This window comes from Acetomicrobium mobile, from assembly GCF_937920065.1.
In genome coordinates, this window is sequence record NZ_CALETC010000301.1 from 22,678 (window position 1) to 46,074 (window position 23,397).

General features: G+C 43.6%; 25 protein-coding genes and 1 tRNA gene. 23 read left to right on the forward strand and 3 right to left on the reverse strand.

Translation table 11 applies throughout. The features are described from left to right. Window position 1: 1 nt before the first annotated feature. Window positions 2-838: a HesA/MoeB/ThiF family protein gene (locus tag Q7P41_RS11290; RefSeq protein WP_303884333.1), complete on the reverse strand. Its 837-nt coding sequence runs from the start codon at window positions 836-838 to the stop codon at window positions 2-4. A gap of 43 nt (window positions 839-881) precedes the next feature. Between Q7P41_RS11290 and Q7P41_RS11295 the strand changes: the two genes are divergently transcribed. From Q7P41_RS11295 to Q7P41_RS11305, 3 genes are all read left to right on the forward strand, one after another. Then, the gene (locus tag Q7P41_RS11295; protein ID WP_303884334.1) at window positions 882-1,367 is read left to right on the forward strand and encodes a sigma-70 family RNA polymerase sigma factor; all 486 of its coding nucleotides are present in this window, start codon (window positions 882-884) and stop codon (window positions 1,365-1,367) included. Between the two features lie 21 nt (window positions 1,368-1,388). After that, window positions 1,389-1,486 (forward strand) — tRNA-Sec (locus tag Q7P41_RS11300). Window positions 1,487-1,499: 13 nt separating this feature from the next. Next, complete coding sequence (locus tag Q7P41_RS11305; RefSeq protein WP_303884335.1) at window positions 1,500-2,189, forward strand: response regulator transcription factor; 690 nt, start codon at window positions 1,500-1,502, stop codon at window positions 2,187-2,189. A 23-nt stretch (window positions 2,190-2,212) separates the two neighbouring features. On the opposite strand, the gene cysS is transcribed toward Q7P41_RS11305, so the two are convergent. Beyond that, window positions 2,213-3,634: a cysteine--tRNA ligase gene (gene cysS / locus Q7P41_RS11310; protein WP_303884337.1), complete on the reverse strand. Its 1,422-nt coding sequence runs from the start codon at window positions 3,632-3,634 to the stop codon at window positions 2,213-2,215. Between the two features lie 127 nt (window positions 3,635-3,761). Between cysS and Q7P41_RS11315 the strand changes: the two genes are divergently transcribed. From Q7P41_RS11315 to serS, 6 genes are read left to right on the forward strand one after another with little or no spacing between them, the layout of a single operon-like run. Continuing rightward, on the forward strand, window positions 3,762-5,246 hold the full coding sequence (locus Q7P41_RS11315) for an excinuclease ABC subunit UvrC (RefSeq protein ID WP_303884338.1): 1,485 nt from the start codon (window positions 3,762-3,764) through the stop codon (window positions 5,244-5,246). After that, window positions 5,218-6,309, forward strand: a complete 1,092-nt coding sequence (gene ribD / locus Q7P41_RS11320) for a bifunctional diaminohydroxyphosphoribosylaminopyrimidine deaminase/5-amino-6-(5-phosphoribosylamino)uracil reductase RibD (protein WP_303884339.1) — start codon at window positions 5,218-5,220, stop codon at window positions 6,307-6,309. The genes Q7P41_RS11315 and ribD overlap by 29 nt, the downstream gene beginning before the upstream one ends. Beyond that, entirely contained in the window at window positions 6,309-6,965 is a 657-nt protein-coding gene (locus Q7P41_RS11325) for a riboflavin synthase (RefSeq protein WP_303884366.1), read from the forward strand. The genes ribD and Q7P41_RS11325 overlap by 1 nt, the downstream gene beginning before the upstream one ends. A 27-nt stretch (window positions 6,966-6,992) precedes the next feature. Continuing rightward, window positions 6,993-8,210 (forward strand): bifunctional 3,4-dihydroxy-2-butanone-4-phosphate synthase/GTP cyclohydrolase II, encoded by a 1,218-nt coding sequence (locus tag Q7P41_RS11330; RefSeq protein WP_303884340.1) that lies wholly within the window; start codon window positions 6,993-6,995, stop codon window positions 8,208-8,210. A gap of 50 nt (window positions 8,211-8,260) precedes the next feature. Beyond that, complete coding sequence (gene ribE, locus Q7P41_RS11335; protein ID WP_303884341.1) at window positions 8,261-8,752, forward strand: 6,7-dimethyl-8-ribityllumazine synthase; 492 nt, start codon at window positions 8,261-8,263, stop codon at window positions 8,750-8,752. Continuing rightward, window positions 8,745-10,025 carry a serine--tRNA ligase gene (gene serS, locus Q7P41_RS11340; protein ID WP_303884343.1) on the forward strand — a complete coding sequence of 427 codons (1,281 nt, stop codon included), beginning with the start codon at window positions 8,745-8,747 and terminating at the stop codon, window positions 10,023-10,025. The genes ribE and serS overlap by 8 nt, the downstream gene beginning before the upstream one ends. Here serS and Q7P41_RS11345 read toward each other — a convergent pair. After that, window positions 9,961-10,791: a DUF2993 domain-containing protein gene (locus tag Q7P41_RS11345; RefSeq protein ID WP_303884346.1), complete on the reverse strand. Its 831-nt coding sequence runs from the start codon at window positions 10,789-10,791 to the stop codon at window positions 9,961-9,963. The two genes, serS and Q7P41_RS11345, sit on opposite strands and share 65 nt — an antisense overlap. A 64-nt stretch (window positions 10,792-10,855) precedes the next feature. Here Q7P41_RS11345 and Q7P41_RS11350 point away from each other — a divergent pair, with 64 nt between their 5' ends. From Q7P41_RS11350 to Q7P41_RS11415, 14 genes are read left to right on the forward strand one after another with little or no spacing between them, the layout of a single operon-like run. Further along, on the forward strand, window positions 10,856-12,568 hold the full coding sequence (locus tag Q7P41_RS11350; protein ID WP_303884347.1) for a WecB/TagA/CpsF family glycosyltransferase: 1,713 nt from the start codon (window positions 10,856-10,858) through the stop codon (window positions 12,566-12,568). After that, entirely contained in the window at window positions 12,568-13,032 is a 465-nt protein-coding gene (locus Q7P41_RS11355) for a CBS domain-containing protein (RefSeq protein ID WP_303884348.1), read from the forward strand. Before Q7P41_RS11350 ends, Q7P41_RS11355 begins: the two co-directional genes overlap by 1 nt. Further along, window positions 13,025-13,378 carry a hypothetical protein gene (locus Q7P41_RS11360; protein WP_303884350.1) on the forward strand — a complete coding sequence of 118 codons (354 nt, stop codon included), beginning with the start codon at window positions 13,025-13,027 and terminating at the stop codon, window positions 13,376-13,378. Before Q7P41_RS11355 ends, Q7P41_RS11360 begins: the two co-directional genes overlap by 8 nt. A 28-nt stretch (window positions 13,379-13,406) precedes the next feature. Then, window positions 13,407-15,326 (forward strand): V-type ATP synthase subunit I, encoded by a 1,920-nt coding sequence (locus Q7P41_RS11365; protein WP_303884351.1) that lies wholly within the window; start codon window positions 13,407-13,409, stop codon window positions 15,324-15,326. Continuing rightward, window positions 15,311-15,529, forward strand: a complete 219-nt coding sequence (locus Q7P41_RS11370; protein WP_303884352.1) for an ATPase — start codon at window positions 15,311-15,313, stop codon at window positions 15,527-15,529. Before Q7P41_RS11365 ends, Q7P41_RS11370 begins: the two co-directional genes overlap by 16 nt. 20 nt (window positions 15,530-15,549) lie before the next feature. Further along, a complete protein-coding gene (locus tag Q7P41_RS11375) occupies window positions 15,550-16,161 on the forward strand; it encodes a hypothetical protein (RefSeq protein ID WP_303884353.1) in 612 nt (203 codons plus the stop codon). Next, the gene (locus Q7P41_RS11380; RefSeq protein WP_303884354.1) at window positions 16,148-17,185 is read left to right on the forward strand and encodes a V-type ATPase subunit; all 1,038 of its coding nucleotides are present in this window, start codon (window positions 16,148-16,150) and stop codon (window positions 17,183-17,185) included. The genes Q7P41_RS11375 and Q7P41_RS11380 overlap by 14 nt, the downstream gene beginning before the upstream one ends. 19 nt (window positions 17,186-17,204) lie before the next feature. Next, complete coding sequence (locus Q7P41_RS11385; RefSeq protein WP_303884355.1) at window positions 17,205-17,492, forward strand: V-type ATP synthase subunit F; 288 nt, start codon at window positions 17,205-17,207, stop codon at window positions 17,490-17,492. After that, window positions 17,482-19,242, forward strand: a complete 1,761-nt coding sequence (locus tag Q7P41_RS11390) for a V-type ATP synthase subunit A (RefSeq protein WP_303884356.1) — start codon at window positions 17,482-17,484, stop codon at window positions 19,240-19,242. Before Q7P41_RS11385 ends, Q7P41_RS11390 begins: the two co-directional genes overlap by 11 nt. Window positions 19,243-19,248: 6 nt before the next feature. Continuing rightward, entirely contained in the window at window positions 19,249-20,667 is a 1,419-nt protein-coding gene (locus tag Q7P41_RS11395; protein WP_303884357.1) for a V-type ATP synthase subunit B, read from the forward strand. Continuing rightward, window positions 20,645-21,271 carry a V-type ATP synthase subunit D gene (locus Q7P41_RS11400; RefSeq protein WP_303884359.1) on the forward strand — a complete coding sequence of 209 codons (627 nt, stop codon included), beginning with the start codon at window positions 20,645-20,647 and terminating at the stop codon, window positions 21,269-21,271. The genes Q7P41_RS11395 and Q7P41_RS11400 overlap by 23 nt, the downstream gene beginning before the upstream one ends. A gap of 5 nt (window positions 21,272-21,276) precedes the next feature. Then, window positions 21,277-21,585 (forward strand): YbaB/EbfC family nucleoid-associated protein, encoded by a 309-nt coding sequence (locus tag Q7P41_RS11405; protein ID WP_303884361.1) that lies wholly within the window; start codon window positions 21,277-21,279, stop codon window positions 21,583-21,585. Between the two features lie 44 nt (window positions 21,586-21,629). Continuing rightward, complete coding sequence (gene recR, locus Q7P41_RS11410; RefSeq protein WP_303884362.1) at window positions 21,630-22,247, forward strand: recombination mediator RecR; 618 nt, start codon at window positions 21,630-21,632, stop codon at window positions 22,245-22,247. A 17-nt stretch (window positions 22,248-22,264) separates the two neighbouring features. Next, complete coding sequence (locus Q7P41_RS11415) at window positions 22,265-23,389, forward strand: PIN/TRAM domain-containing protein (RefSeq protein ID WP_303884364.1); 1,125 nt, start codon at window positions 22,265-22,267, stop codon at window positions 23,387-23,389. The last annotated feature ends 8 nt before the right edge of the window (window positions 23,390-23,397 follow it).

The following is a 23,397-nucleotide window of genomic DNA, read 5'->3' on the forward strand; positions in this document are numbered from 1 at the left end:
TTTAGCTTAACTTTAGTCGCATCCATTCATTATGCTCTAAGTCTATCCAAAGCAGGTGGTCTTTTAGTATTTCTCCTTTTTTTAAAAGCAACTTAATGGCTTCATTGGCTTGAATAGTAGCTATTAGAGCTGGAGTTTGAGGAGGAGTTCCTAACTTTACCTCTATGCCTTTATCCGGAACGTCTTCCCCCAAGATCTCAAAGGGATGTGGGTCTCCAGGCATTATAACCTTTGCCTGTCCAATAAATCCACCAATGGCTCCATGGACGACGGGAATTTCTTTGCTCCTGCAAACCTCAAAAAGGATACGTCTGGAATGATTATTGTCCAAAGCATCAATTGCAACATCCATCCTCTCGACCAACCTTCCAGCCGTTTTTTCATCGAACAGGCAGGGGCAAACATCAACTTCGACGCTTGAGTTGACTTCCTTTATCCTTTTTGCAGCAGCCTGTACTTTTTGCTCTTGCAACGAGCTTTCCATCGCCAAGAGCTGCCTATTCAAGTTATGGGCCACAAAATGATCATTATCCACCAAACGAAGGTATCCTACGCCGGCTCTTGCAAGTATTTCGACATTCCATCCCCCAAGACCACCGCATCCGACCACCATAACTTTGCTTTTTAACAATAAAAGCTGTCCAAAAATGCCGTAGGTGCCGATGTTTCTTGCGTACCTTTCAGGGATCAACCCTTCTTCGAGCAACATTATTTCCAAGCTTTTTTCAGGGATATTGTATTCCATAGATGCGGTTTTTATGGATTTAAAAGGCACAACTATGCTATCATCTTTAACACTGCCTTCTGATTTTAATTTTTCTAAGATATGCCTATTCAAGGTATCCAAACCTCCTATAAGACATGAAAGGAGCAATATCAGATTGGACGAAATCTTGGTTAACTATACCCCTCTAATTTTAAAGATGGCTTCGCTCTTGTCAAATGGAGATCCTAATCTGAGAGAAGACCTCATACAGGAGGGGTATATAGGGCTATATCAAGCTATACAACATTATCGCAAAGAAAGGGGAAGTTTTCCTGCCTTTGCGAAGACATGCATTCGCAACGCAATGATATCTTATCTTAGAAAAAACAAGATAAAAGATTTTATCTCGTTGGAAACGATACCAGATCAACCAAGCGAAATAGATATCGATGAAACGTTAAAACAAAGAGAGTTTGCTAAGAATTTATATGCTATATTGACTCCAATGGAATCGACGGCGCTTAAAGCTTTCCTTTACACAGGAAGCATCGCTGAAGCAGCGCGGTTTCTATCGTGGCCATATAAAAGAATGGAAAATGCCATTGCACGGGCGAGAAAAAAGGCGGGCATTCTTGTACAACTAGACAAAGGAGGGAATTAACTATAAGATTTAGTAGACTGAGGAGGCGCTTGGTCGCTGGTGCGGCCCCCAGACTTCAAATCTGGTGTGGGTTAGTGAGGGCTGGCCCGGGTGGGTTCGATTCCCATGCGCCTCCGCCAAGGAGGATTTCGGGTGTCGCAAACGATAAAGGTCGTCGTGATCAATGAACATCGATTATATCGAGAATGCTTTAAACATATACTAGAGATGGAGATGGATATCTCCGTAGTGGGGGAGACGAGCCATGCCGATGATATATACGAGATCGTAGGTACGACTCATCCCGATGTTGTTGTGTACGATGAAGATCTATCGAGAGATGATACAGTAGATCTTATTCAAGAATTATCCAAGAGGTTTAACTCTCTCCGATGTGTTTTGGTAACGACAGAGAATAACTTGCCTCCGGCACATAATCTAAAGAAGTTTGGCATATATGGATGTGTTTTGAAATCGTCAAAGCTCAAGGATCTCTTCTTAGCCATTAGGCATGCAGCAAAAGCTGAGACTTACATAGATCCGCGATTAGAAGCATACAGGGATCATATCGCTTCAATAGGGGACAATGTAGGTCAGTTAAATCATCTAACCCCCCGTGAGAAAGAAGTCCTTTATTGGCTATCTCAAGGTTTTTCCAATCAAAATATAGCTAAAGTAATGTATCTATCCGAGAAAACGGTTAAAAACCACGTCAGCCGCATCCTAAAAAAGCTCGAATTCTCTGACAGAACACAAGCAGCGGTCTTTGCCTGGAAGGTAGGATTCGCGCAAAGTACGCCCGAACAATTTTACGACGACCTGGAAAAAGAAAAAACAACCTGATGCAAAATAACTTCTATGTCTCCTTACTCCTTCCTTTTCCAACGCGTTCCAAAAGGAGTATCCTCCAATATAATACCCCTGTCAGCAAGCTCGTTTCGTATTGAATCGGCCCTGGCAAAATCGCGCATTTTTCTTGCTTCGTCCCTTTCTTTTATGAGCCTTTCTATCTCACTGGACGGTATTTCCTCGGTCTTTGCCAATATCGTTTCCGTCCCTATGATGCCCATGATGTCTTCGACCGTTGCAAAGAATTTCCTTGCATTAATTAAAGCCTTTTTATCTGGGGTTACATTTTCCTTCAAGTAATTATTTAACTCCCTTACCACTTCAAAAACCACCCCTAAAGCCGCTGCCGTATTGCAATCGTCATCTAAGGCTTCGCAGAACCTTCCGTATCCTTCATCAACGATGTCATTAAGCCATGTGTCTGGCACATCCTTTTCTTGGCTCCGTTCCAGGTGAAACATCAAGTCGGAGTAACAATTGCGAAGTCGTTGCAAGCTTCTTGTCGCTTGAGTCAATGACTCATCGGAAAAATCGAGTGGGCTCCTGTAATGAGCTCCCAATATAAAGAGCCTTACGGCAAGAGGTTGATATTTCTTAATTATCTCTCTAACGGTCAAGATGTTACCCAGCGACTTGGACATCTTTTCCTTGTTTATCAGCAAGTAACCGTTATGAACCCAGTATCTTACAAACTGCTTGCCGGTGGCAGCTTCAGCTTGGGCTATTTCGTTTTCGTGATGAGGAAATATCAGGTCGCTTCCACCGCCGTGTATATCCACTGTTTCGCCCAGATACTTCATCGCCATTGCACTGCATTCTATATGCCATCCAGGCCTTCCTGGTCCCCACGGACTATCCCACCAAGGTTCGCCAGCCTTCTGAGCTTTCCACAATACGAAGTCAAGGGGGTGTCTTTTTCTAACATCCACCTCAATCCTGGCCCCGGCCTGGAGTTCTTCGATGCTCTGACCGGAAAGTTTTCCGTATTCCGGAAAACTTTTGACGTCAAAATAAACATTACCTTCGGTTACATAAGCGTGACCATTCTCCATTATCCGCGATATGAGATCAATGATCTCATCGATATGCTTCGTGGCAAGGGGATGGACTGTCGCCCGCTTGACGCCCAAAGGCGCGATGTCCTCGAAGTAGGCATTTATAAAGCGCTCAGCTAATTCTTCGACCGATATGCCAAGCTCGTTAGCCTTATTGATCATCTTATCATCTATATCAGTGAAGTTCTGGACATAGATGACTTCCAAGCCTTTATGCTCCATATATCGTCTCAAGACATCGAAGACGACAAAGGGCCTTGCATTGCCGATATGAATGAAGTCATACACGGTAGGTCCGCATACGTAAAAACCAACTTTACCTTGAATCAAAGGCATAAACTCTTCCTTGCAACGCGTCAAATCATTATATAAAGTTAAACCCATCCTTGCTCTCTCCCTCCCAGTGTGTCAAAATTACATTTATAATCCTATAATAAGAACGTGAAATTAGAAAGTGCGGGAGGAAATTTTAAAAGCAAAAATGCAGGATAAAAATAAGGATGGCCGAAAAATGCCAATAAACCTTGAGGAAAAGGTAAGATGCCTACCTGATAAGCCAGGTGTATATGTCTTTCACGACGAGGACGATAAAGTTTTATATGTAGGAAAAGCAAAATCTCTCAAAAAACGAGTTTCTTCTTACTTTCGCCATAAAGGATTTGCCTCTCCTAGGCTGCGAAAACTTGTCCAGCTAACAAAAGATATCTCTTTTATAAGGACGGAAACGGAAGCTGAGGCCTTTATCGTCGAGGCACGCTTGATAAAACACTACCAGCCCTTCTTTAACATCGAGCTGAAGATGGGCGAACGTTATCCTTGCATTAAAATCACAAACGAGTTATTTCCAAGGGTAGTCATAACGAGACATAAGGAAAACGATGGTTCGATTTACATGGGCCCTTATACGCGGGTCAAAGAACTGAGACAAATTTTAAGGTTAATGGAACGTTATTTTCCTTTAAGGACCTGTAGTTTAAACTTGAAGGAAAAGGCCGTGCAAAGTCGTCCTTGTCTTCGTTACAATCTAGGAAAATGCCTAGCTCCCTGCGCAGGCCTTTGCACACCCAAAGAATACCAAGAACTGGTGGACGACGTCATCTTGCTTTTGAGAGGACAAGCCAGCGCATTGGTCGAAAGTCTCAGAAAAAAAATGGACGAAGCGGCATCGTCACTGGCCTTTGAGAAAGCAGCCCTTTACCGAGACGCCATAAAGGCTATATGGCGTTTAAGCAGACAGCAAGTCTCGTTTACTCTCAAAGATCCAATTGATAAAGAAATTTGGGAGGCAATAGAGAGTTTGCAGGACCTCTTAGGCCTGTCCTCGCCCCTTTGGCGCATTGAAGGCTGCGATATTTCCCATTTAAGTGGAAAAGAGGCATATGGAGTGATCGTGGTTTTCGAGCAAGGCTTGCCGAATCCCTCATTATACAGAAGATATAATATTAAAACGGTAAAAGGGATAGACGATTTTCGCTCCATCGAGGAGATCGTTAAAAGACATTATTCTTCCTCGTTGAAAAGAAATCAACCCCTTCCTCAGCTTCTCCTCATAGATGGTGGCGCTCAACAACTTTCCTTTGCTATGCACGCCTTAGCGGAGCTTAACATCAATGACATTGCCGTTGTAGCACTTGCTGAAAAAGAAGAAGATCTCTACATTCCAAACTCTAGCCTACCGATTAAACTTCCTTTGGACGATCCCGGGCTCAATTTGCTGAGGAGGGTAAGGGACGAGGCTCACAGGTTTGCCCTCTCGTCCCATAATAGCAAGTTTAACAAACGGTACAAACGTTCCGCTCTAGAGGACATCCCTGGAGTAGGAAAAAGAAGGGCGGCAGCCCTTTTGGCCCATTTCGGTAGCGTAGCTCACATTGCGACAAAAACTCCGGAGGAGTTAGAAAAGGTCAATAACATTGGACCTAAAATGGCAAGGCAAATTCTTAAATTTTTAAAAGGTGAATCTGAAGATGAAGATTTCAGAAAAAAGAGTTCATGAACATTACATGCGAATGGCAATGAGTCTAGCCAGAAGGGGAACGGGCGCTACAAGTCCAAATCCTAAGGTCGGATGTGTGATAGTCAAAGATGGTGTAATAGTAGGCATGGACTTCCATCGGCACCCCGGAGCCCCTCATGCCGAAGTAGGAGCGCTTTCGATGGCAAAAGAACTGGCGAAAGACTCTACTCTTTATGTCAACTTGGAACCATGTACCCACTATGGACGCACACCTCCGTGTTGTCCTTTAATCGCTCAAAGTGGAGTAAAAACTGTTTGCATAGCTGTCGAGGACCCCTTCGACAAAGTTCAAGGCAAGGGGATAGAATATCTTCGCTCAAGTGGAATAGAAGTAATCGTCGGCATATTGGAAGAGGAGGCAAGATGGTTAAATCGGGGCTTTTTTATGGCCTTCAAAGAGGGAAGGCCATGGATTACACTGAAAGTGGCCACAAGCTTGGATGGCAATGTAGCCCTTATAGATGGAAGCAGTCGATGGATTACGGGACAAAGCTCCCTTAAGCGATCGCACTTGCTTCGAGCCGAAACAGACGCCATACTTGTTGGAATAGGTACTGTCCTGAAGGACAATCCTGAGTTAACGGTTAGATTGATCGACGGCAAAAATCCCCTTAAAATAGCTTTAGACACATATTTAAGAATCCCGCTCGATGCCAAGTTGTTCAATGAGGGGAAAACGCTAATAGTAACGTCGAAAAATTCGTCCCCGCAAAAGATGGAAGAGTTGATCTCCAAAGGAATAGATGTACTTCAAGTCCCGACGGATTTCAGCGGAAAATTAAACATCAAAGAAATGGTCTTTAAGCTGCCATCGATGGGCATCCACTACCTGTTGGTAGAAGGTGGGCCAAGGGTTCTGTCTTCTTTTTTTGAGGCAGACCTTTGTGACGAAATGGCATTGTTTTATGCGCCCAAGATTATAGGTCAGGGAAAAAGAATATTTCCGCAAATTCTATTAAAGGATATGATTGAAATTCCTAAGGGGAAAATAAGAAGCACAAAAAGGCTGGACGACGATCTCTTGATGGAGGTCGATCTGTGATGTTTACTGGTTTGATAGAGACCATAGGGACTGTGTTGTCCATAGACAGGCGTGGCGACGTTACGAACCTAATAATAGAAGCTCCTGAAATATCTCCCGAACTTTCCGAAAACGAATCCATCTCCGTATCAGGAGCTTGCCTGAGCGTCGTTAAAGCGGGGCATACCAGCTTCATCGCGGAGATGATGGGGGAGACTGTCGCCGTAACGAAACTTGGAATGCTGAAACCTCCCGATAAGGTAAATTTGGAGCGCGCTTTAAAAGTTGGCGATCGACTGGGCGGCCATATAGTCTTGGGGCATGTTGAAGGCATTGGCGTCGTAAGCGAAATATCAAAAAAGACACAAACGAGTACCGTAAGGATAAATGCGGATGCTTCTATCATGCACTACATCGTGCCAAAGGGCTCTATAGCGGTGGATGGAGTGAGTTTAACGGTCATCGACGTCACAGAAACTGATTTTACCGTCGGCATAATCCCCAGCACCTTAAAATTAACGACACTTGGCGGCTTGAAGGCTGGAGAACTGGTAAATCTAGAAACGGATATAATAGGTAAGTACATAGAGCGATTTTTAAAATGCTCATCCAGTAACGAGAAAGATAGATCAAGCAATCTAACTTGGGAAAAGCTAGCTAAATACGGATGGCAGTGATAGGCAAGAGGGAGGAATGAGTAGAAAATGGCCTTAGACGAGGTTTTCGCATCGCCCGAGGAAACCGTAAACCTAATAAAAGAGGGCAAGATGATCATCGTCGTCGATGACGAAGACAGAGAAAACGAAGGAGATTTACTGATGGCCGCGTCGAAGGTGACGCCCGAGGCGATAAATTTCATGACTAAGTATGGCAGGGGATTGGTATGTGTTCCGCTTACAGAGGAAAAGGCGAGGCAGTTAGAACTGAAACCAATGGTACTTCACAGCACAGATCCCCATGGCACCGCCTTTACCATTTCAGTTGACGCCAAGGAAGGCACCACCACAGGTATATCGGCTGAAGATAGAGCCATTACGGCTCGTTTGCTTGCGGATTGCAACGCCAAGGCTTCAGACTTTAGACGCCCAGGTCACATCTTTCCGCTGATAGCAAAAAAGGGGGGCGTATTAAAACGAGCCGGTCATACGGAAGCTGCCGTCGATTTAGCAAGACTTGCAGGCCTGGAACCGGTTGGTGTGATATGTGAGATAATGAACGATGACGGCACCATGGCCAGGCTCCCTCAACTGATCGAGTTCGCAAAAAAGTTTGACCTCAAGATAACGACTATAAAGGATTTAATACGCTATAGGCACAGGAGAGAAAAGCTCGTTGAAAGGGTTTCAATGGTTGCCCTTCCAACCGAGTATGGCAATTTCGTTGCCCACGCTTATCGTTGGATATTGGATGATGTTCTCGATCGTTTGCACATTGCATTAGTCAAAGGGGAAATTAATGAAGGTGACGAAGTGCTGGTAAGAGTGCACTCAGAGTGCCTTACAGGTGACGTTTTTGGATCTCTCAGGTGCGATTGTGGTGCTCAACTTCGCAAAGCTATGCAAATGATAGAACACGAGGGGAGGGGCATCGTGCTTTACATGCGCCAAGAGGGCAGAGGCATTGGATTGTACAAAAAACTTAAGGCCTACGAGCTTCAGGAAAGGGGAATGGACACTGTGGAAGCCAACCTAAAACTTGGGGTCAGTCCCGATTTGAGGGATTATGGGATAGGAGCTCAAATACTCTTTGACCTCGGTGTGAGAAAGCTGCGCTTAATGACCAACAATCCCAAAAAAGTTATAGGCCTCGAGGGATATGGTTTGAAGGTCGTCGAGAGGGTTCCCATAGAAATAAAACCAAATCCCTATAATTTTAATTACTTGAAGACCAAGAAAGAAAAGATGGGTCATCTGTTTCATTAAAACGGGCATTCCCAACATGATTAAAAAATTTCAAAAGGAGGGCAAATATTATGCGCATTCTTCAGGGCAACCTCATGGGAGAAGGACAAAAAATTGCTTTGGTGGCATCCCGCTTTAACGAGCTTATTACTAGTAAGTTGATAGAAGGAGCCAAGGACGTATTATTTAGACATGGGGTTAGACAACAAGACATAGATTTGTATTGGGTGCCCGGTGCTTGGGAATTGCCCTTGGTAGCTCAAGAGGTAACATTGTCCGGTAAATACGACGCTGTTATTCCTTTAGGAGCCATCATTCGGGGTGATACGCCCCATTTCGATTACGTGGCTTCCGAGGTTGCAAAGGGGTTGGCCAAAATCGCCATAGATCATCGTGTTCCCGTAGTCTTTGGCGTACTCACTTGCGACAATCTTGAACAGGCGTTACTGCGTGCCGGAAGCAAATCGGGCAACAAGGGCGCAGAAGCAGCCATGGCCGCCATTGAAATGATTAATTTACTTGCTCAAATACGAAATCAGAAAGGTGGTACTCAAATTGCTTGATATCAAATGGATCAGGGAAAATACAGATGAAGTAAAGAGAATGCTCGAGAATAGAGGCTATGACTACCCTCTAGACGAATTGTTGAAACTGGACACCTTACGCAGAGAAAAGCTGATCGAAGTAGAAAGCCTTAAGGCCAAAAGAAACGAAGGCTCCAAGGAAGTGGCTAGACTAAAATCGGAGGGAAAAGATCCTTCTGATTTAGTGGAAGAAATCCGAGGGATAAACGAAACGATCAAGACACTGGATCAAGAAGTCCAGGAAATTGAAACGCGGCTAAGAGATCTGCTGCTTCTGATCCCCAATAAACCCCACGAGACAGTGCCAGTTGGCAAATCCGAGGAGTACAATTTGACGATTCGCCACGTCGGGGAAATCCCAGAGTTCGACTTTGAGCCCAAGCCGCACTGGGAGTTGGGGGAAAATTTGGGAATATTGGACTTTGAAGCAGGCATAAAGTTGGCAGGCAGCAGGTTTACCGTTTTAAGGGGACATGGGTCACGTTTGGCAAGGTCTCTCATCAACTTTATGCTAGACCTGCATACACGAGAACATAGTTATCTTGAGTTCGAGCCGCCCTTCCTCGTTAACTCCAAGACCATGGAAGGTACCGGACAGTTGCCCAAGTTTGCAAATGACCTATATCACTGCGAAAGCGATGACCTATGGCTGATACCAACTGCAGAGGTTCCACTCACTAACATGCATGCGGAGGAAATATTGGAAGAAGATGTATTGCCTCTTTACTATACCGCTTATACGCCTTGCTTTAGGAGAGAGGCTGGAAGTCACGGGCGAGACGTGAGAGGTATGTTAAGGCAACACCAGTTTGATAAGGTAGAGCTTGTCAAGATATGCACTCCCGAAGCCAGCTACGAAGAATTAGAAAAGCTCACACAAAACGCCGAGGAGGTCTTAAAAAGACTGGAACTTCCCTACCGCGTCGTATCTCTTTGCACGGGAGACCTTGGCTTTGCCGCCAGCAAAACTTACGATTTAGAAGTATGGCTCCCATCGCAAAATACTTACAGAGAAATTAGCTCCTGCAGCAATTGCGAAGACTTCCAAGCTCGACGTATGAACACAAGATACAGGCCCCGCGGAGCAAAGGGGACGCGCTTCGTCCATACACTCAACGGCTCAGGAATAGCCGTAGGCAGATGTCTCATAGCAATCATGGAAAACTACCAACAAGAAGACGGATCAATCAAGATTCCGGATGTATTGGTTCCCTACATGAATGGGCTGACTGAGATACGGCATTTTCGCTAAAAGAAGAATAAGTCCATGTAAAGGAACTTTCAAAGGGCTCCGGCTTATCTTTAGTAAAAATAAGTATAGACTTGTCATCGTTGCTGACGGAATCTAGCTGTACGGGAAATATAAACTTGTCAAAATCGAGGAGCGGTTGAACTTTTTCAATCAATTCCTGAGTTGCATGTTCTGGAAGGCGAAATCCATCGGCGTATAATTTACAGTTTTTTAGATATATTTTATTTCCGCCTACGACTTCAAGTTCGCCGATAAGTTTGGCCAATATGTTAAGCTTAAATAGCAGCAGTGGTTGTTCATAAACGGCAATAGCAACAACTTTGCCATTCCTTAAGTCGAACTTGAAATTGCTCCATCTTTTATCTTTTAATTCATATTTTTTTAATGCATTATTTACATCTTCTTCAAGCAATCTTGCTTCAAACAGAACGGTTGAGACTTCTTTTGGGCGTAACTTTTCTTTCCACTCGACAGGCGGATTAAAATAAACGTCTCTTGCTTCGATGGCTATTTCGTCAATGCGCAAGCCCTCTACAACCGCTCCCTGCAGTTTCATGTATAAATGAGATACATATCCGTCACAGGTTGGAAGGCTGTCTACGATGACCAAGGCTTGTTCCGGAGAAAGTTCCTCTACGAAGTGACTGCCCAGTACCTCTATCGGAATGGTGCAGGCTCCGGCAGGAAGGGACATAAATATGATCAGTAAAAAAACTATCCAATGTTTAATAAGCAGTGAAGTGAAAATATTTCTTTTAAACTTCATGTAATACATCAGCCCTTTCATGATAAAATTATGAACAGACCATCTTGAGGGGAGAGATCCCAAAATGGGAGAGGCTTATCTTTTGATCGTTCTAACGGCATTGGGTTGTTTGATCTTTGAAAAAGCAACAAAAAAACGACTCTCCACAGCCCAATGGGATTATACAAGAGATGTGCTCATGGTGGCCAGTGTATCCTTGCTTTCCATAAGCATTGGTAGTCGTGTTTCTTCTATTATAGTTGCTTATGGAATCGTTTTTGCTGTCGCTGCCATGGGAGAAAGGCTGTATCCTTCAACATTCTGGCCTTTTTTAAAAATAGCGCTGGCGTTAGCTTTCGCTTTTAATGGACCGCAAATAAACTTTTTGAGCTTAGGAAGGGATAGCTTTTATTACCTATCCTCGAAAGTAGCCATCATGGCTACGGCTACATGGTTGTTATTGTGCCAGGCTTTCTTGCGGGAAGTGGACGAAATTTCAGGCCTGTCCGGCCATTTAATGGCCATAACGTGGGTTCTTTTATGGGGGGTCAGCTTCTTTTTAGGGCAAGACCTGAAGGATGCAATGTGGATTTCCTTTACCGGTATACTTCTTTGCCTAATCTTTTGGAGTAGGATAGGTCATACTTATCGAAGGTTGGGCAATCCTCTTGTCTATTTTTGGTCTACCCTCATTGCTGGCACATCACTCATAGGTGTCAGCAAAGGCGTCACCTTTGCAACAATATTATTGCCTTTATCCTTATTTGCCCTTCCGATCATGGAAGCCTCGCTCGGATTCGCAAGTAAAGCCTTCACCGATAATGCGCAATGGAACATTTCCCTCTACGAAAAACTGGTGTCAATGGGCATAGATCATCCTCAATCTGTAAGATTGGTTGCCGCCTTTTGCATGACCTTGGGAACCTCTGTCGCTCTTTTTCAACTTATTCCTCCTCCATGGGGATTAAGAATTTCCCTTATCGTCCTGGCGGGAGGCATAGTAGCTTTTTTAGCCTACATTTCAAGGAATACGGCTCATGAAGATCAACGCAGACCAGCTTTATGGGGCATTTTCGTGGATAACGTATCCTTGGACTACGTGCTAAACAAGGTGATCTTTTGGACGAATCAGGAAAACGATCAAAATTACATGATAGTGACACCCAATGCCTTGGTGGCCGAAAGATCAAGATACGATAGAGAGCTAAGAGAAGCTATAAAATCCGCCGATCTCTCGTTACCTGACGGAACAGGACTCATATGGGGATTTAGGTTGTTGGGAATTAAAATCCAGGAGCGAATTACCGGCATAGACTTCATGAAAAATTTATGTGAAATAGCAAGATATAGGGAATTACCCATATTCTTGCTGGGCAGCACTGATGATGTAGTCGAAAAAGCTTCCGAGCGCCTAATGGACGAATATCCGGGTTTAAAGGTAGCCGGTTTTCATCACGGCTATTTCACAGAAGAAAATGACGAAGAGATATGCGAAAAGATCAACGAAAGTGGTGCAAAAATCCTTTTTGTTGGACTGGGCGTGCCCAAGCAGGAAATATGGATAAAACGCAATTTGGAAAGGCTTAAAGGTGTTGTTGCTATAGGAGTCGGGGGTAGCTTCGATGTCATCTCTGGCCGCCTAAAAAGGGCACCCAAGGTGTGGCAAAACATGGGATTGGAGTGGTTATATCGAACCATTCAGGAACCATGGAGATTAAAACGTACAGTCAGATTGCCTTTATTTGTGGTGCTGATCCTTCTTACCAGGTTAGGACTTTATAGCAGGAGGATAAGTTAATGGACATAGTTGCACAAGATCTAATGCAAAAAGACCTCACTGTTTTATTGAAGGATGATTTGGTAATTGATGCAGTAAAAATGTTTTACATTCACAAGGTCACCGGCGTGCCTGTAATAGAGGGGGATTGGCACCTGGTTGGCTTTATTTCAGAAAGCGATATTTTAAAAGCCACACTTCCTACCTATCTTGAGGCCATAACCTCATCCGCTTTTTTGAGCAAAGAAGGAGAATTAATTTTTTTCGATAAAATCCATGACATCGGGCTTAAAAGGGTAGAGGAGTTCATGACGAAAGAAGTCATTTACGTTGATCCAACGACAAGCCTGATAAGCGTTGTGGACCTAATGATGCGAAAGCGGGTCAAAAGGCTTCCTGTGGTTGAAAATGGAAGGTTCGTGGGAATGATAGACAGATGCGCTTTCTGTGAGTTTCTCATGGAAAGAGGGGTTTTGAGTGAATGAGCAAGTTAGCGAAAATGGAGATTTCACGGAAGAAATAGAGTCCTTTAAAGATTCGCTGGATCAAGAGTACGAACGCAGGATTGCCGAGATCGATAAAAAGCGAGAGGAAATTTTGAGGCAAATCCAAGAGATGTGCGCCAAGAAAATGGAATCCTTCCAAGAGGAGCTCAAAGAGGAAGAAAAAAGGGCTTTGCTCCAAGCTGAAGAGCTGGAAAAAAGATACAAGATCATGGCAGAAGATCTTGTCAAGGAAATAAATAAATCCAAGCTGATAGAATCGATACTCCATGACATTTCGGGAGATTTATGGCCAAACCTTGGCAGCGCGACTAAACAAAAAACTTAAAATTACAGAAGGAGGGCTTGGATAAGTTTTGATTACCGATATGGTTAATCTAAAAATAATAGGGTTAAAAAGCGATGGCAAGGATTTATTAGAACACATACGCGATCTTGGTGTCCTTCACATTGAAGAAGAAAAGGAGTATTACCAGGTTACCGAGGAACCGTTGATCGAAAAAATGCGTTTTTTACGAGCTGGCGTTTTAGGCTTACTGGAAGATCTGGGTTGGAAGGACTTAGATAATCCGGATTGGGGTCTAGCCGAATCGCTGCGCGAAATTGTACCGCTTAATGATATAGCAGTCTTGGAAGAAATCGAAAAAAGCTTGATGGAATTTAAAGAACGTCTGAGTGAAATGACAGATGAAGTACGAGCTCTAGAAGAGTCCACGGTTGCCCTTAAGCAAGTTCATTACATTGCTACTCACTTTCATTCTTTTTTCTCGGAAGAAAAAAAGAATGAAAAAGTCGTTTCATTATGGTTGGTTGACTCGAGCAAACTGGATAACTTGCTAAAGGGGTTGGAAAGAACGATTCGCTCCCTTACTCCAGTGGTAGAAAGACCTTACCTGAACCACAAGGCAATTTCTCAGGGAGAAAATTTCCTTGTTTTAGCATTGAGCGTCAATCCTGAAAGCTCCTCGGCAGTTTCGAAACTCATGGAAGAATTCGGTTGTATATCCTATCTGGTCCCCAAAACCGCCATGGACGAGTTGGCTCTTGAGTCACCGAATGCGTCTCAAATGGAGCTTAAATGGCTGCCAAAGAAGTTAGCGCAAGCAAAAACAACACTGGATGCAGCCAAAAGAGAGTGGGGGCCCCGATTGGCTGCTCTTTACGTTATATTAGATGAGGAACTAGAATTGCTTGTCTTAGAAAAAAAGTTCTCAGGAGGTGGGGAACTTTTTACTTTAAACGGTTGGGTCCCGCTTTCAGCGCTCGAAGACACGGTTTCGTCTTTAAAGCACCGATTTGGCGAGAGGATACTCGCGACATGGCGAGCTCCCGAACCCCAAGAATGGCCTAAGGTTCCAATTTTGCTTAAAAACTCTAAATGGGCGAAGCCCTTTGAGCTATTTTTAAAGCTACTTCCTATGCCAGGCTACAAAAGCATAGATCCTACAGCCTTAATAGCCATATTTTTCCCATTTTTCGCTGGCTGCATGATAGGAGACATAGGATATGGTATTGTGTTTGGACTTATTGGTTTATGGATGTTTAAAAAATATCGCAATAGAAGCGCCATTATGATGAATGTCTCTCAAATACTCATGAACATAGCCATTTTGAGCATTTTATGGGGTTTCTTGTATGGCGAGTTCTTCGGTGATTTAGGCCATAGACTAATTCACCTCAAACCACTGTGGGTTGAAAGAACAGAAGGAATCATTCCGGTGATGGCTTTCACCATCGCCTTAGGAATGGCTCACATATTATTGGGGCTAGCGTTAGGAGCATACGAAGGTGTCAGGCATAATAAAAAACGACATGTTTATGAACGATTAGGAACTCTTTTCACATTACTTGGCATCTTGCTTTTCATCGTAAATCACATGGACTTGGTCAACCTCAATTTCATGTGGGCGGCATTGGTTTTTCTTGTCTTTGGATTAGCATTTTTGATAAAGGGAAGAAATCTTGCGGGCCTAATTGAAACAATAGGATCTATCGGAAACATACTTAGCTACATCCGTATTGCAGCGATAGGTTTATCATCGGCCATCCTGGCTATGGTCGCAACAAAATTCGTCGACGTTTTAGGGGTTTCTTTTTTCGGGATATTGCTTGCCTTCTCGATCCATTTGCTCAATTTGATTATAGCTATCGCAGGTTCTGTATTACACTCTGCTCGTTTACATTATGTGGAGTTTTTTGGTAAATTCTATGAAGGGGTGGGAAACAAGTACAAACCGCTTAAAAGAAGGAGGGGAACCGCTTGGAAAAAGCCTTAATAGGATTAGGTGCTGCTTTAGCCGTGGGCATTCCAGCTTTAGCTACCGCTTATGCCCAAGCGAAAATAGGAAGTGCTGGTGCTGCCACGATTGCGGAAAAACCAGAAACGGCCGCAATGATGATAATACTTGAGGCCCTACCGGAAACTATGGTAATATTGGGCTTCGTTGTGGCTATAATGCTTATTTTACAGTTTGCTTAAAATTAACCGAGTGGTCATCGATGGATTCGCAAGAGCTAGAAAAGTTCAAAGTTATTTTAAAAGGCGAATACGAAAAGCGCGTCAGGGAATATGAGCAAAAAATAGAGGAAGAATTGGCAGAAATCGCAGCCTCTAAGATGCTGGAACTTGAAAGGAAAATGGAAGAGATCAGAAAGAGTCGTTCTAAAACCTTACAAGAACGCTTGGACTTTTTGAAGTTGAAGGCAGTAAAATCAGGTAAAGACATAATAATCAATGAAGCAAACACACTTTTTCTCGATATCGAAAATACAGCCAAACAAATAACATGCAATGCTAAGGTAAATCCAGCAAATTATAGCAGAATGCTAAACGAGCTTATTAAAGAAGCTGTTAAGGCATTATCTAGCGAAAGTGGCATCATTTGGCTCCCTCCCGATGATAAGGACTTGCTTGCTTCCATACCAAAGGGATTCAGCCTTTCGATCATCGAAAACCTTGAATCATGGGGAGGACCCATAGTCACAGACGAAGAAGGGGAAAGGATTGTCGAAAACACAATTAAAGGGCGATTTGAAAAACTCGCTCCCCTCATCCAGCAAAGGATTGGGAAAGTCCTATCTCCGCTTTTGGAGGAGATTGATAGGGCATAAAGAAAACTACAGCTACTTATGCGCCGCCCTAAAAGGAAGGGCGGCCAGATTTTATAAGTGGGAAGAATTATGCGCTTTGGCTCGTGGTGATTTTAAGGCGTTGGAATCCGAATTTCTTGAGGGACGATACCGCGAAAGCTATCGTTCGCAGATATTGTCAGCTCTGTCTTCACCCTTGCGCAAAATTGAACTGTCGATCATGTTTGAGGTCACAAAACGCTTAAGAACCGCTCACTCAAAAGCCGAAGGGGAGCCTTATGACTTAATGTCAGTAGTTTTAAGCAGGGGAGATCTTCACAACTTTCGCGTAATTCTTCGACGGTTCGCCAGCAATCATCGCATTCAAACTGAAGAATACTTGTGGCATTTGTACGGGAATCTTCCCAGGAAGTTCTACAAGAACATATGGGATTCCAATAACATACCTGCGGCAAGGGAGGAGATTTATCTTTTTGACGACCCTCACGGGATGATATTGGATAAGGCCTTGATGGTCTTGCAAAACACAGGAAACTTGATCAAAGCTGAGCGGGATTTAATCCTAAGCTACATAAATTATCATGAAGGCATCGTTTCAAAATACCAAAATAAGAATGGGGCGTTAGTCCGAGAATTCCTCGGCAGGCTTGTCGATCTATGGAACATAAATTTATGGCTTAGAGAGAGGGCCAATATAGTAAGCAAAGAAGAGGGATTAAGATATCTTCCAGGAGGAGCGTGGATTAATCCTGAAGTTTTGGCCAAAGCCAAAGTCATAACCGAGGCTGTCCACGGCACCCCTTGGCGTAAGGCCGTTAGAAAAGGTGGATTTAAGTCATTTCAAGAATTTCAATGGCACCTTCAAAGCGAGTTTTGGACGTGGCAGGTATCTCTTTTTCGCAAAGACCCATTGGGTTTTGAGGTGCCCTTCGGATATATAGCAAAGGTGTTGGTGGAGTGGAGCAACTTGAATATCATAGCCGTAGGAATCGCTTTTGGGTCACATCCTAAAAAAATCACAGATAGGTTAATCCCAATCAAATGATCATTAGGAGGACTACTTTATGAAAAACTTGGCTGTCGAGCTGGAAGTAATCGTCTTAGGGAGAGAGATATTTACAGACCTCTGGAGATTATTTGGTTTTAAAGCAGTGATATGTGAAGACCCCAATAATGTGTATGCAATTTGGAAGGAGCTCATTTCAGAAAACGTTGCAGTGATAATAGTTGAAGATAACTGGTTTTCCGAGATGCCCCTGAGACTGCGCCTACTGGCAGAGCGATCCGTTACCCCCACATGGGTGCAATTTCCCACACTATCATTAGAAGGAGAGAACATAGTTGCAAAATAATGAAGGACAAATCAAGGGTATATCGGGATCAGTTGTAACGTCGAGGTGTTTTCCTAACACGTCAATTTACGAAGTCGCTCGCGTGGGCAACGAAAGATTGCTTGGAGAAGTGGTGCGCCTCAGGAAGGACATGGCAGATATTCAGGTTTACGAAGACACGACTGGCCTTCGGGTCGGCGACCCGGTGACATTTACGGGTGAACTCTTGTCCGTTAAGCTTGGACCTGGCTTGTTAGGACAGGTTTTAGACGGCATTGGAAGGCCTCTTGGGAAGCTCGGAAAGATTTCTCCTTATGTATCAAAGGGCATTCATATCGATACAATTGGTGATGAAATATGGTCTTTTAAGCCCCGCCGCCATAAAGGAGATCATGTTGGGCCCGGTGACATATTAGGAGAAGTAAAAGAAAAGGGCCTAACACACATGATCATGGTCCCTTTAAGTGCCAATGCTAAGAGTCAACAGGAGATTGCATGGATAGCGCCTTCCGGAGAGTATTCAAGTGGCGATACAATATGTGAAATAAACGGGCGAGCTGTTAAGATGCATCAGAAGTGGAACGTACGGATTCCAAGGAAGGCTGGCAAAAAGTTAGATTTAAACAGGCCTCTGATAACCGGAACCCGAGTATTGGATGTCTTTTTTCCGCTTGCTCTGGGAGGCACTGCCGTAATTCCTGGTGGATTCGGCACGGGCAAAACCGTAACACAACAATCCATAGCGAGATGGGCCGATGTCGACATTGTCATTTACATTGGTTGCGGAGAACGTGGGAATGAAATGACCGAGGTTTTAGAGGAATTCCCCACACTAAAGGACATTCGTAAGGGAATTCTCCTCATAGATAGAATGATACTCATCGCTAATACATCTAATATGCCCGTAGCAGCAAGAGAAGCGAGCATATACCTAGGCATGACCATAGCTGAGTATTATCGCGATATGGGATATAATGTTGCGATAATCGCTGACTCCATCAGCAGATGGGCGGAAGCGTTAAGGGAAATCTCTGGACGACTCGAGGAAATGCCTGGTGAGGAAGGTTATCCAGCTTATTTAGCATCTAGGCTCGCAGGTTACTATGAACGTTCGGGAAACGTTATCCCACTTGGAAGCCCTGAGCGTACCGGATCCATATCGGTAATTAATGCTATATCACCGCCAGGTGGTGACTTTTCAGAACCTGTCACCCAAGCGGGTTTGCGCCTTTCTGGGTGTTTTTGGGCACTGGATAAAGCTCTTGCCAGAAAAAGACATTTTCCATCCGTTAATTGGGCACAAAGCTATTCGCTATACATCGAAACTCTGGACGATTATTTTGGGCAACACATTTCTGAAGAATGGATACCCTTGAGAGAATTCGCCCTTGGGGTGTTGCATGAAGGCAAAACATTGCAAGAGACAGTCCAAATTGTTGGGAGAGACGGTATAACGGAAGAAGAAAAATGGACCCTTAAGCTGGCAGAGTTATTTGATATATTTTATCTCCAACAAAACGCCTTCGACATCATAGATGCTTATTGCGATCCTACCAGGCAATTCATGATGCTAAAAACTTTAAAGATATTGGATGAAGAGGTCAAAAGGGCACTATATAGTGGCGTATTGTTTGAACAAATAGACTCCAAGTTGTCCTTTGCTCGAGATCTCATGGATCTACGAATAAAGGAAAATGAAGCTTATGAGGAATCTTTAAATTCCTATATAACAGAGCTAAAGAATAATCTGTCTAATTTTTTGGCGGTGTAGATAAAGATGAGATTACTAAAAGAAGGCTACAAGACGATCGAAAAAATAACGGGCCCGTTGATTTTCATCAACAAAGTAGCAAGCGCGGGCATCGGCGAAATCGTTAGGATAACATCGAGTTTTGGGGAAGATTACGGTCAAATACTTCAGATTACTGACGATCTTTGTCTAATACAGGTCTTCGGAGAAACAATGGGACTTGCACCGAACAACACTGTCGTATGGCTAGAAAGAGACGTGATAAAAGTCCCCTTGGGCATATCACTTCAAGGGCGTATACTAAACGGTCGAGCCGTTCCAATGGACGGAGGAGGGCCCATATTCTGTGTAGAAAAATGGGCACCAATTCAAGGTCATATAATAAACCCCTGGAGGCGTAGAAGCCCCCATGAATTTATTGAAACAGGCATATCAACAATTGATTTTATGAATACTCTGGTAAAAGGACAAAAACTTCCCATCTTCACCGGAAGTGGACTCCCAGCCAACAAGTTGGCAGCGCAAATAGCAAAATATGCAAGGACTTTTACATCTTCGGACAATGCGCCACCTTTCCTGGTTGTGTTCGCCGCTATCGGCATAACCCAAGGGGAAGCGTCTTTCTTTAAACGAGTCTTCGAGCAGGACGGATCTATTTACCGAGGGGTATTTTTCTTCAATTTGGCCAAAGATCCGACCATAGAAAGGATCCTGACTCCCAGGATGGCCTTGACCGTGGCCGAATATTTTGCCTTCGAGAAGGGATACGATGTCCTTGTAATACTCACTGACATGTTACATTACTGCGAAGCGCTGAGAGAAATAAGCTCGGCCCGAGAAGAAATCCCCGGGCGAAGGGGTTTTCCTTCTTACATGTACTCGGATCTAGCCAGCATTTATGAGCGAGCTGGTTGCATTTCCGGAATTGAAGGAAGCGTTACCCAAATTCCGATCGTAACGATGCCGGACGATGATTTGACCCACCCCGTCCCCGACCTAACAGGATACATAACCGAGGGTCAGATAGTGATGGATAGAAAACTTCACGGTAGGAGAATATATCCTCCTATCGACATCCTCTCAAGTTTAAGCAGGCTAATGAATAAAGGAATCGGCGAGGGATCTACAGTACCAGAACATCGCCTCCTATCTGATCAACTATACGCCGCTTATGGGCGTTTTAAAGATATAACTAGGCTTAAGGCCATAGTTGGCGAAGAGGGATTGACAACCACGGAGTTATCCTTTTTAGACTTTGGCGAAAAATTTGAGACTCATTTCGTAAACCAGGGAGATAGACGTCGTCCCTTCGATGAATCACTTAAATATGCCTGGGACTGTCTGGCAACGCTCCCAGTGGAAGAATTGCATCGTCTGCCATCGCAACTCATCGATGAATTGATTACCAAGAAGGAGCTAAACCATGATTCGCAGACCACCGACTAGAAATCAACTTCTAGAACTTAAACGAAACATATATTCTTTTGAACAAGGCAAGGAGATCTTGGAAAAAAAGAGGGACGTCCTCTTGCAATTAATAGAAAACGACAGGAAAGGTTTTAAAGATGTAAAAAGTGCATTCTTACAGAGCTGTACAAAGATATATTCATCATATACACTGACACGACTACACGATGGAGAAGCGTCGATATCGCTTTTGGGGGTTAGTATACCTCCCAGTAGGGTTTCGAGAAGGCTTAATCAAGCGATGGGGTGTAAATATCCTTCTTTCTTTCCCATCGAGGATTTCCCCTCATCAACAGAACTCTACGATCCCATGCTTTTTTCACTTCATGTAGACATGTTAATACATGATCTGGCGGAGGCAAGGAAATCACTTTGGGAGTATATAAATTTACATGTAAAATTAAAGGCATTGGAAGGAGAGCTAAGAAAAACGCTTCTTCGGATTAATACAATGGAACAATCTATCTTGCCTAAGCTAGAAGAAGAAAGACGCCAAATTGCTCTACATTTAAGCGAAAGGGAAAGACAAGAGCAATTTATCACAAAGAGTTGGTTGAAGAAAAAAAGACCTACTGGGAGGTAGTGAAGATGAAAATGGACAAGCTAATGAGACAAGCTCAAAAGATGCAGGAACAAATGCTAAAAATTCAAGAGGAACTCGCCAATGAAACCGTAGAAGGCGAAAGTGGGGGAGGAGTAGTCAAAGTAAAATGCAACGGACAGGGGGATTTTATCTCTATCTCGATAGATCCGGAGGTGGTAAACTCAGATGACGTCGAAATGCTAGAAGACTTAATATTGGCAGCCATAAATGAAGCCCAAAGAAAAAGCAAGGATTTGGCGAACGAAAGATTGAGCAAATTAGGAGCTGGCTTTGGTTTGCCCGGGCTCATATAGCAACAAGGTGCAATTGTAAAAAATCAATAAAGCAGGTGGAATAGTTGGCTTTAGCGAAGTCTTTAGATGATTTAATACGTTTGCTTGAGAAATTTCCTGGCATAGGGGAGAAGAGCGCCCGTAGAATGGTTTTGTTTTTGTTGCAACAACCAAAAAGTTTTTCTGAGGCCTTAGTCGAAGCTATACATAAGTGTAGTTTTTCCCTTTTTCCATGCAGTCTTTGCGGCAACATTACCGACGAAGATCCTTGCTCTATTTGCAATGATCCCTTTAGGGACAGGTCTACCATATGTGTCGTAGAATCCGTAGAAGACCTCATCACACTGGAGCAGGCAGGCATATACAACGGGCTTTATTTCGTACTCGGTGTATTGTATTCTCCCTTAGATGAGAAAGAAGTGCCTACCCAAGTTATTGAGCACCTGATTGAAAGGGTGTCGCAAAGCGATATAAAGGAGGTAATATTGGCGTTTAGTCCAAAGGTAGAAGGAGAGTTGACGATGAATTTGATCTCTTCGGCGCTGGAATCTCTGCCTGTAACAATAAGCAGATTGTCTTATGGCCTTCCCGTTGGTGGCAGTGTGAGCTTCGCTGACAGAACGACCTTACACGCCGCATTTGAAGCTAGGACATGCTTAAAAAGAGGTAAAAGCAGACAATAAACAGGAGGTATACTTATATGCAAGATGGCATGGGACGACTTGTCAACATAATAATAAGAACCCTTTTAAGCATATTAGGCGCAATAGCCGGATATCAATTAGCACAATATTTATCGGGAACTTCCTGGTGGCCAAAGGATGCCTTAATATGGGATCTTGCGATGTGGGGGGTCATTATTGCGATTCCTGCCCTCGCTGGCTACCTAATAGCTCCTTTGTTCATCAAGGGGATTGCACGCATCGGTCAGATATTTGAAAAATCACTACAAAGTTTTTCATGGCAAGATTTGTTCGTCGCTATTTTAGGTTTAATTGTAGGCTTAATAGTGGCAAATTTATTGGCCATGCCTTTGTCGTCTATACCGAACTTAGGTTTTTACTTAGCAATTTTGTTAAACATTGTCTTGGGATATATTGGCCTAATCCTTTTTTTAAAAAGAAAGGACGAAATAGTAGGTATGTGGTCCTCTTTTGAAACCCTGCGAGATAAATTTCATCTGAAGGGTAAAAAAGTGCGCGAAGAGGACACGCAAGAAAGCTTCAAGTTGCTCGATACAAGCGCACTTATTGACGCCAGAATTTTAGATATCGCTAAAGTTGGCTTTATAGAAGGTTCTATTTGTATTCCGGGATTCGTATTGCTGGAGTTACAAGCGATTGCTGACTCAACCGATCCTCTCAGAAGGGCGAAAGGACGAAGAGGCATGGAAGTGGTGGAAGAGCTCCAAAAACTGCCCGACGTAAAGGTTGAGATATTGGAACACTCTTTAAAAGAGTTGAAGGCAGACACGGTCGATGAAGGTTTAATAGAGCTCGCCAAGAGATTAAAGGCAAAAATAATCACTACTGATTATAATCTTAATAAAATAGCAAGCATTCAAGGATTACACGTCTTGAACGTAAACGATCTTGCCAATGCCTTAAAACCTGTATTGATACCGGGAGAAACCTTGGAGGTTGATGTAATTAAAGAGGGAAAGGAACCAAACCAAGGAGTGGCATATCTTACAGACGGAACGATGTTGGTCATCGAAGATGGAGAGAAGTACATTGGGAAAAGGGTCGAAGTGGTGATAACTTCCCTACTGCAAACCTCAGCTGGGAGGTTAATATTCGGCAGAGTGAAGCGTGAGGCAAATTGATGACCTTT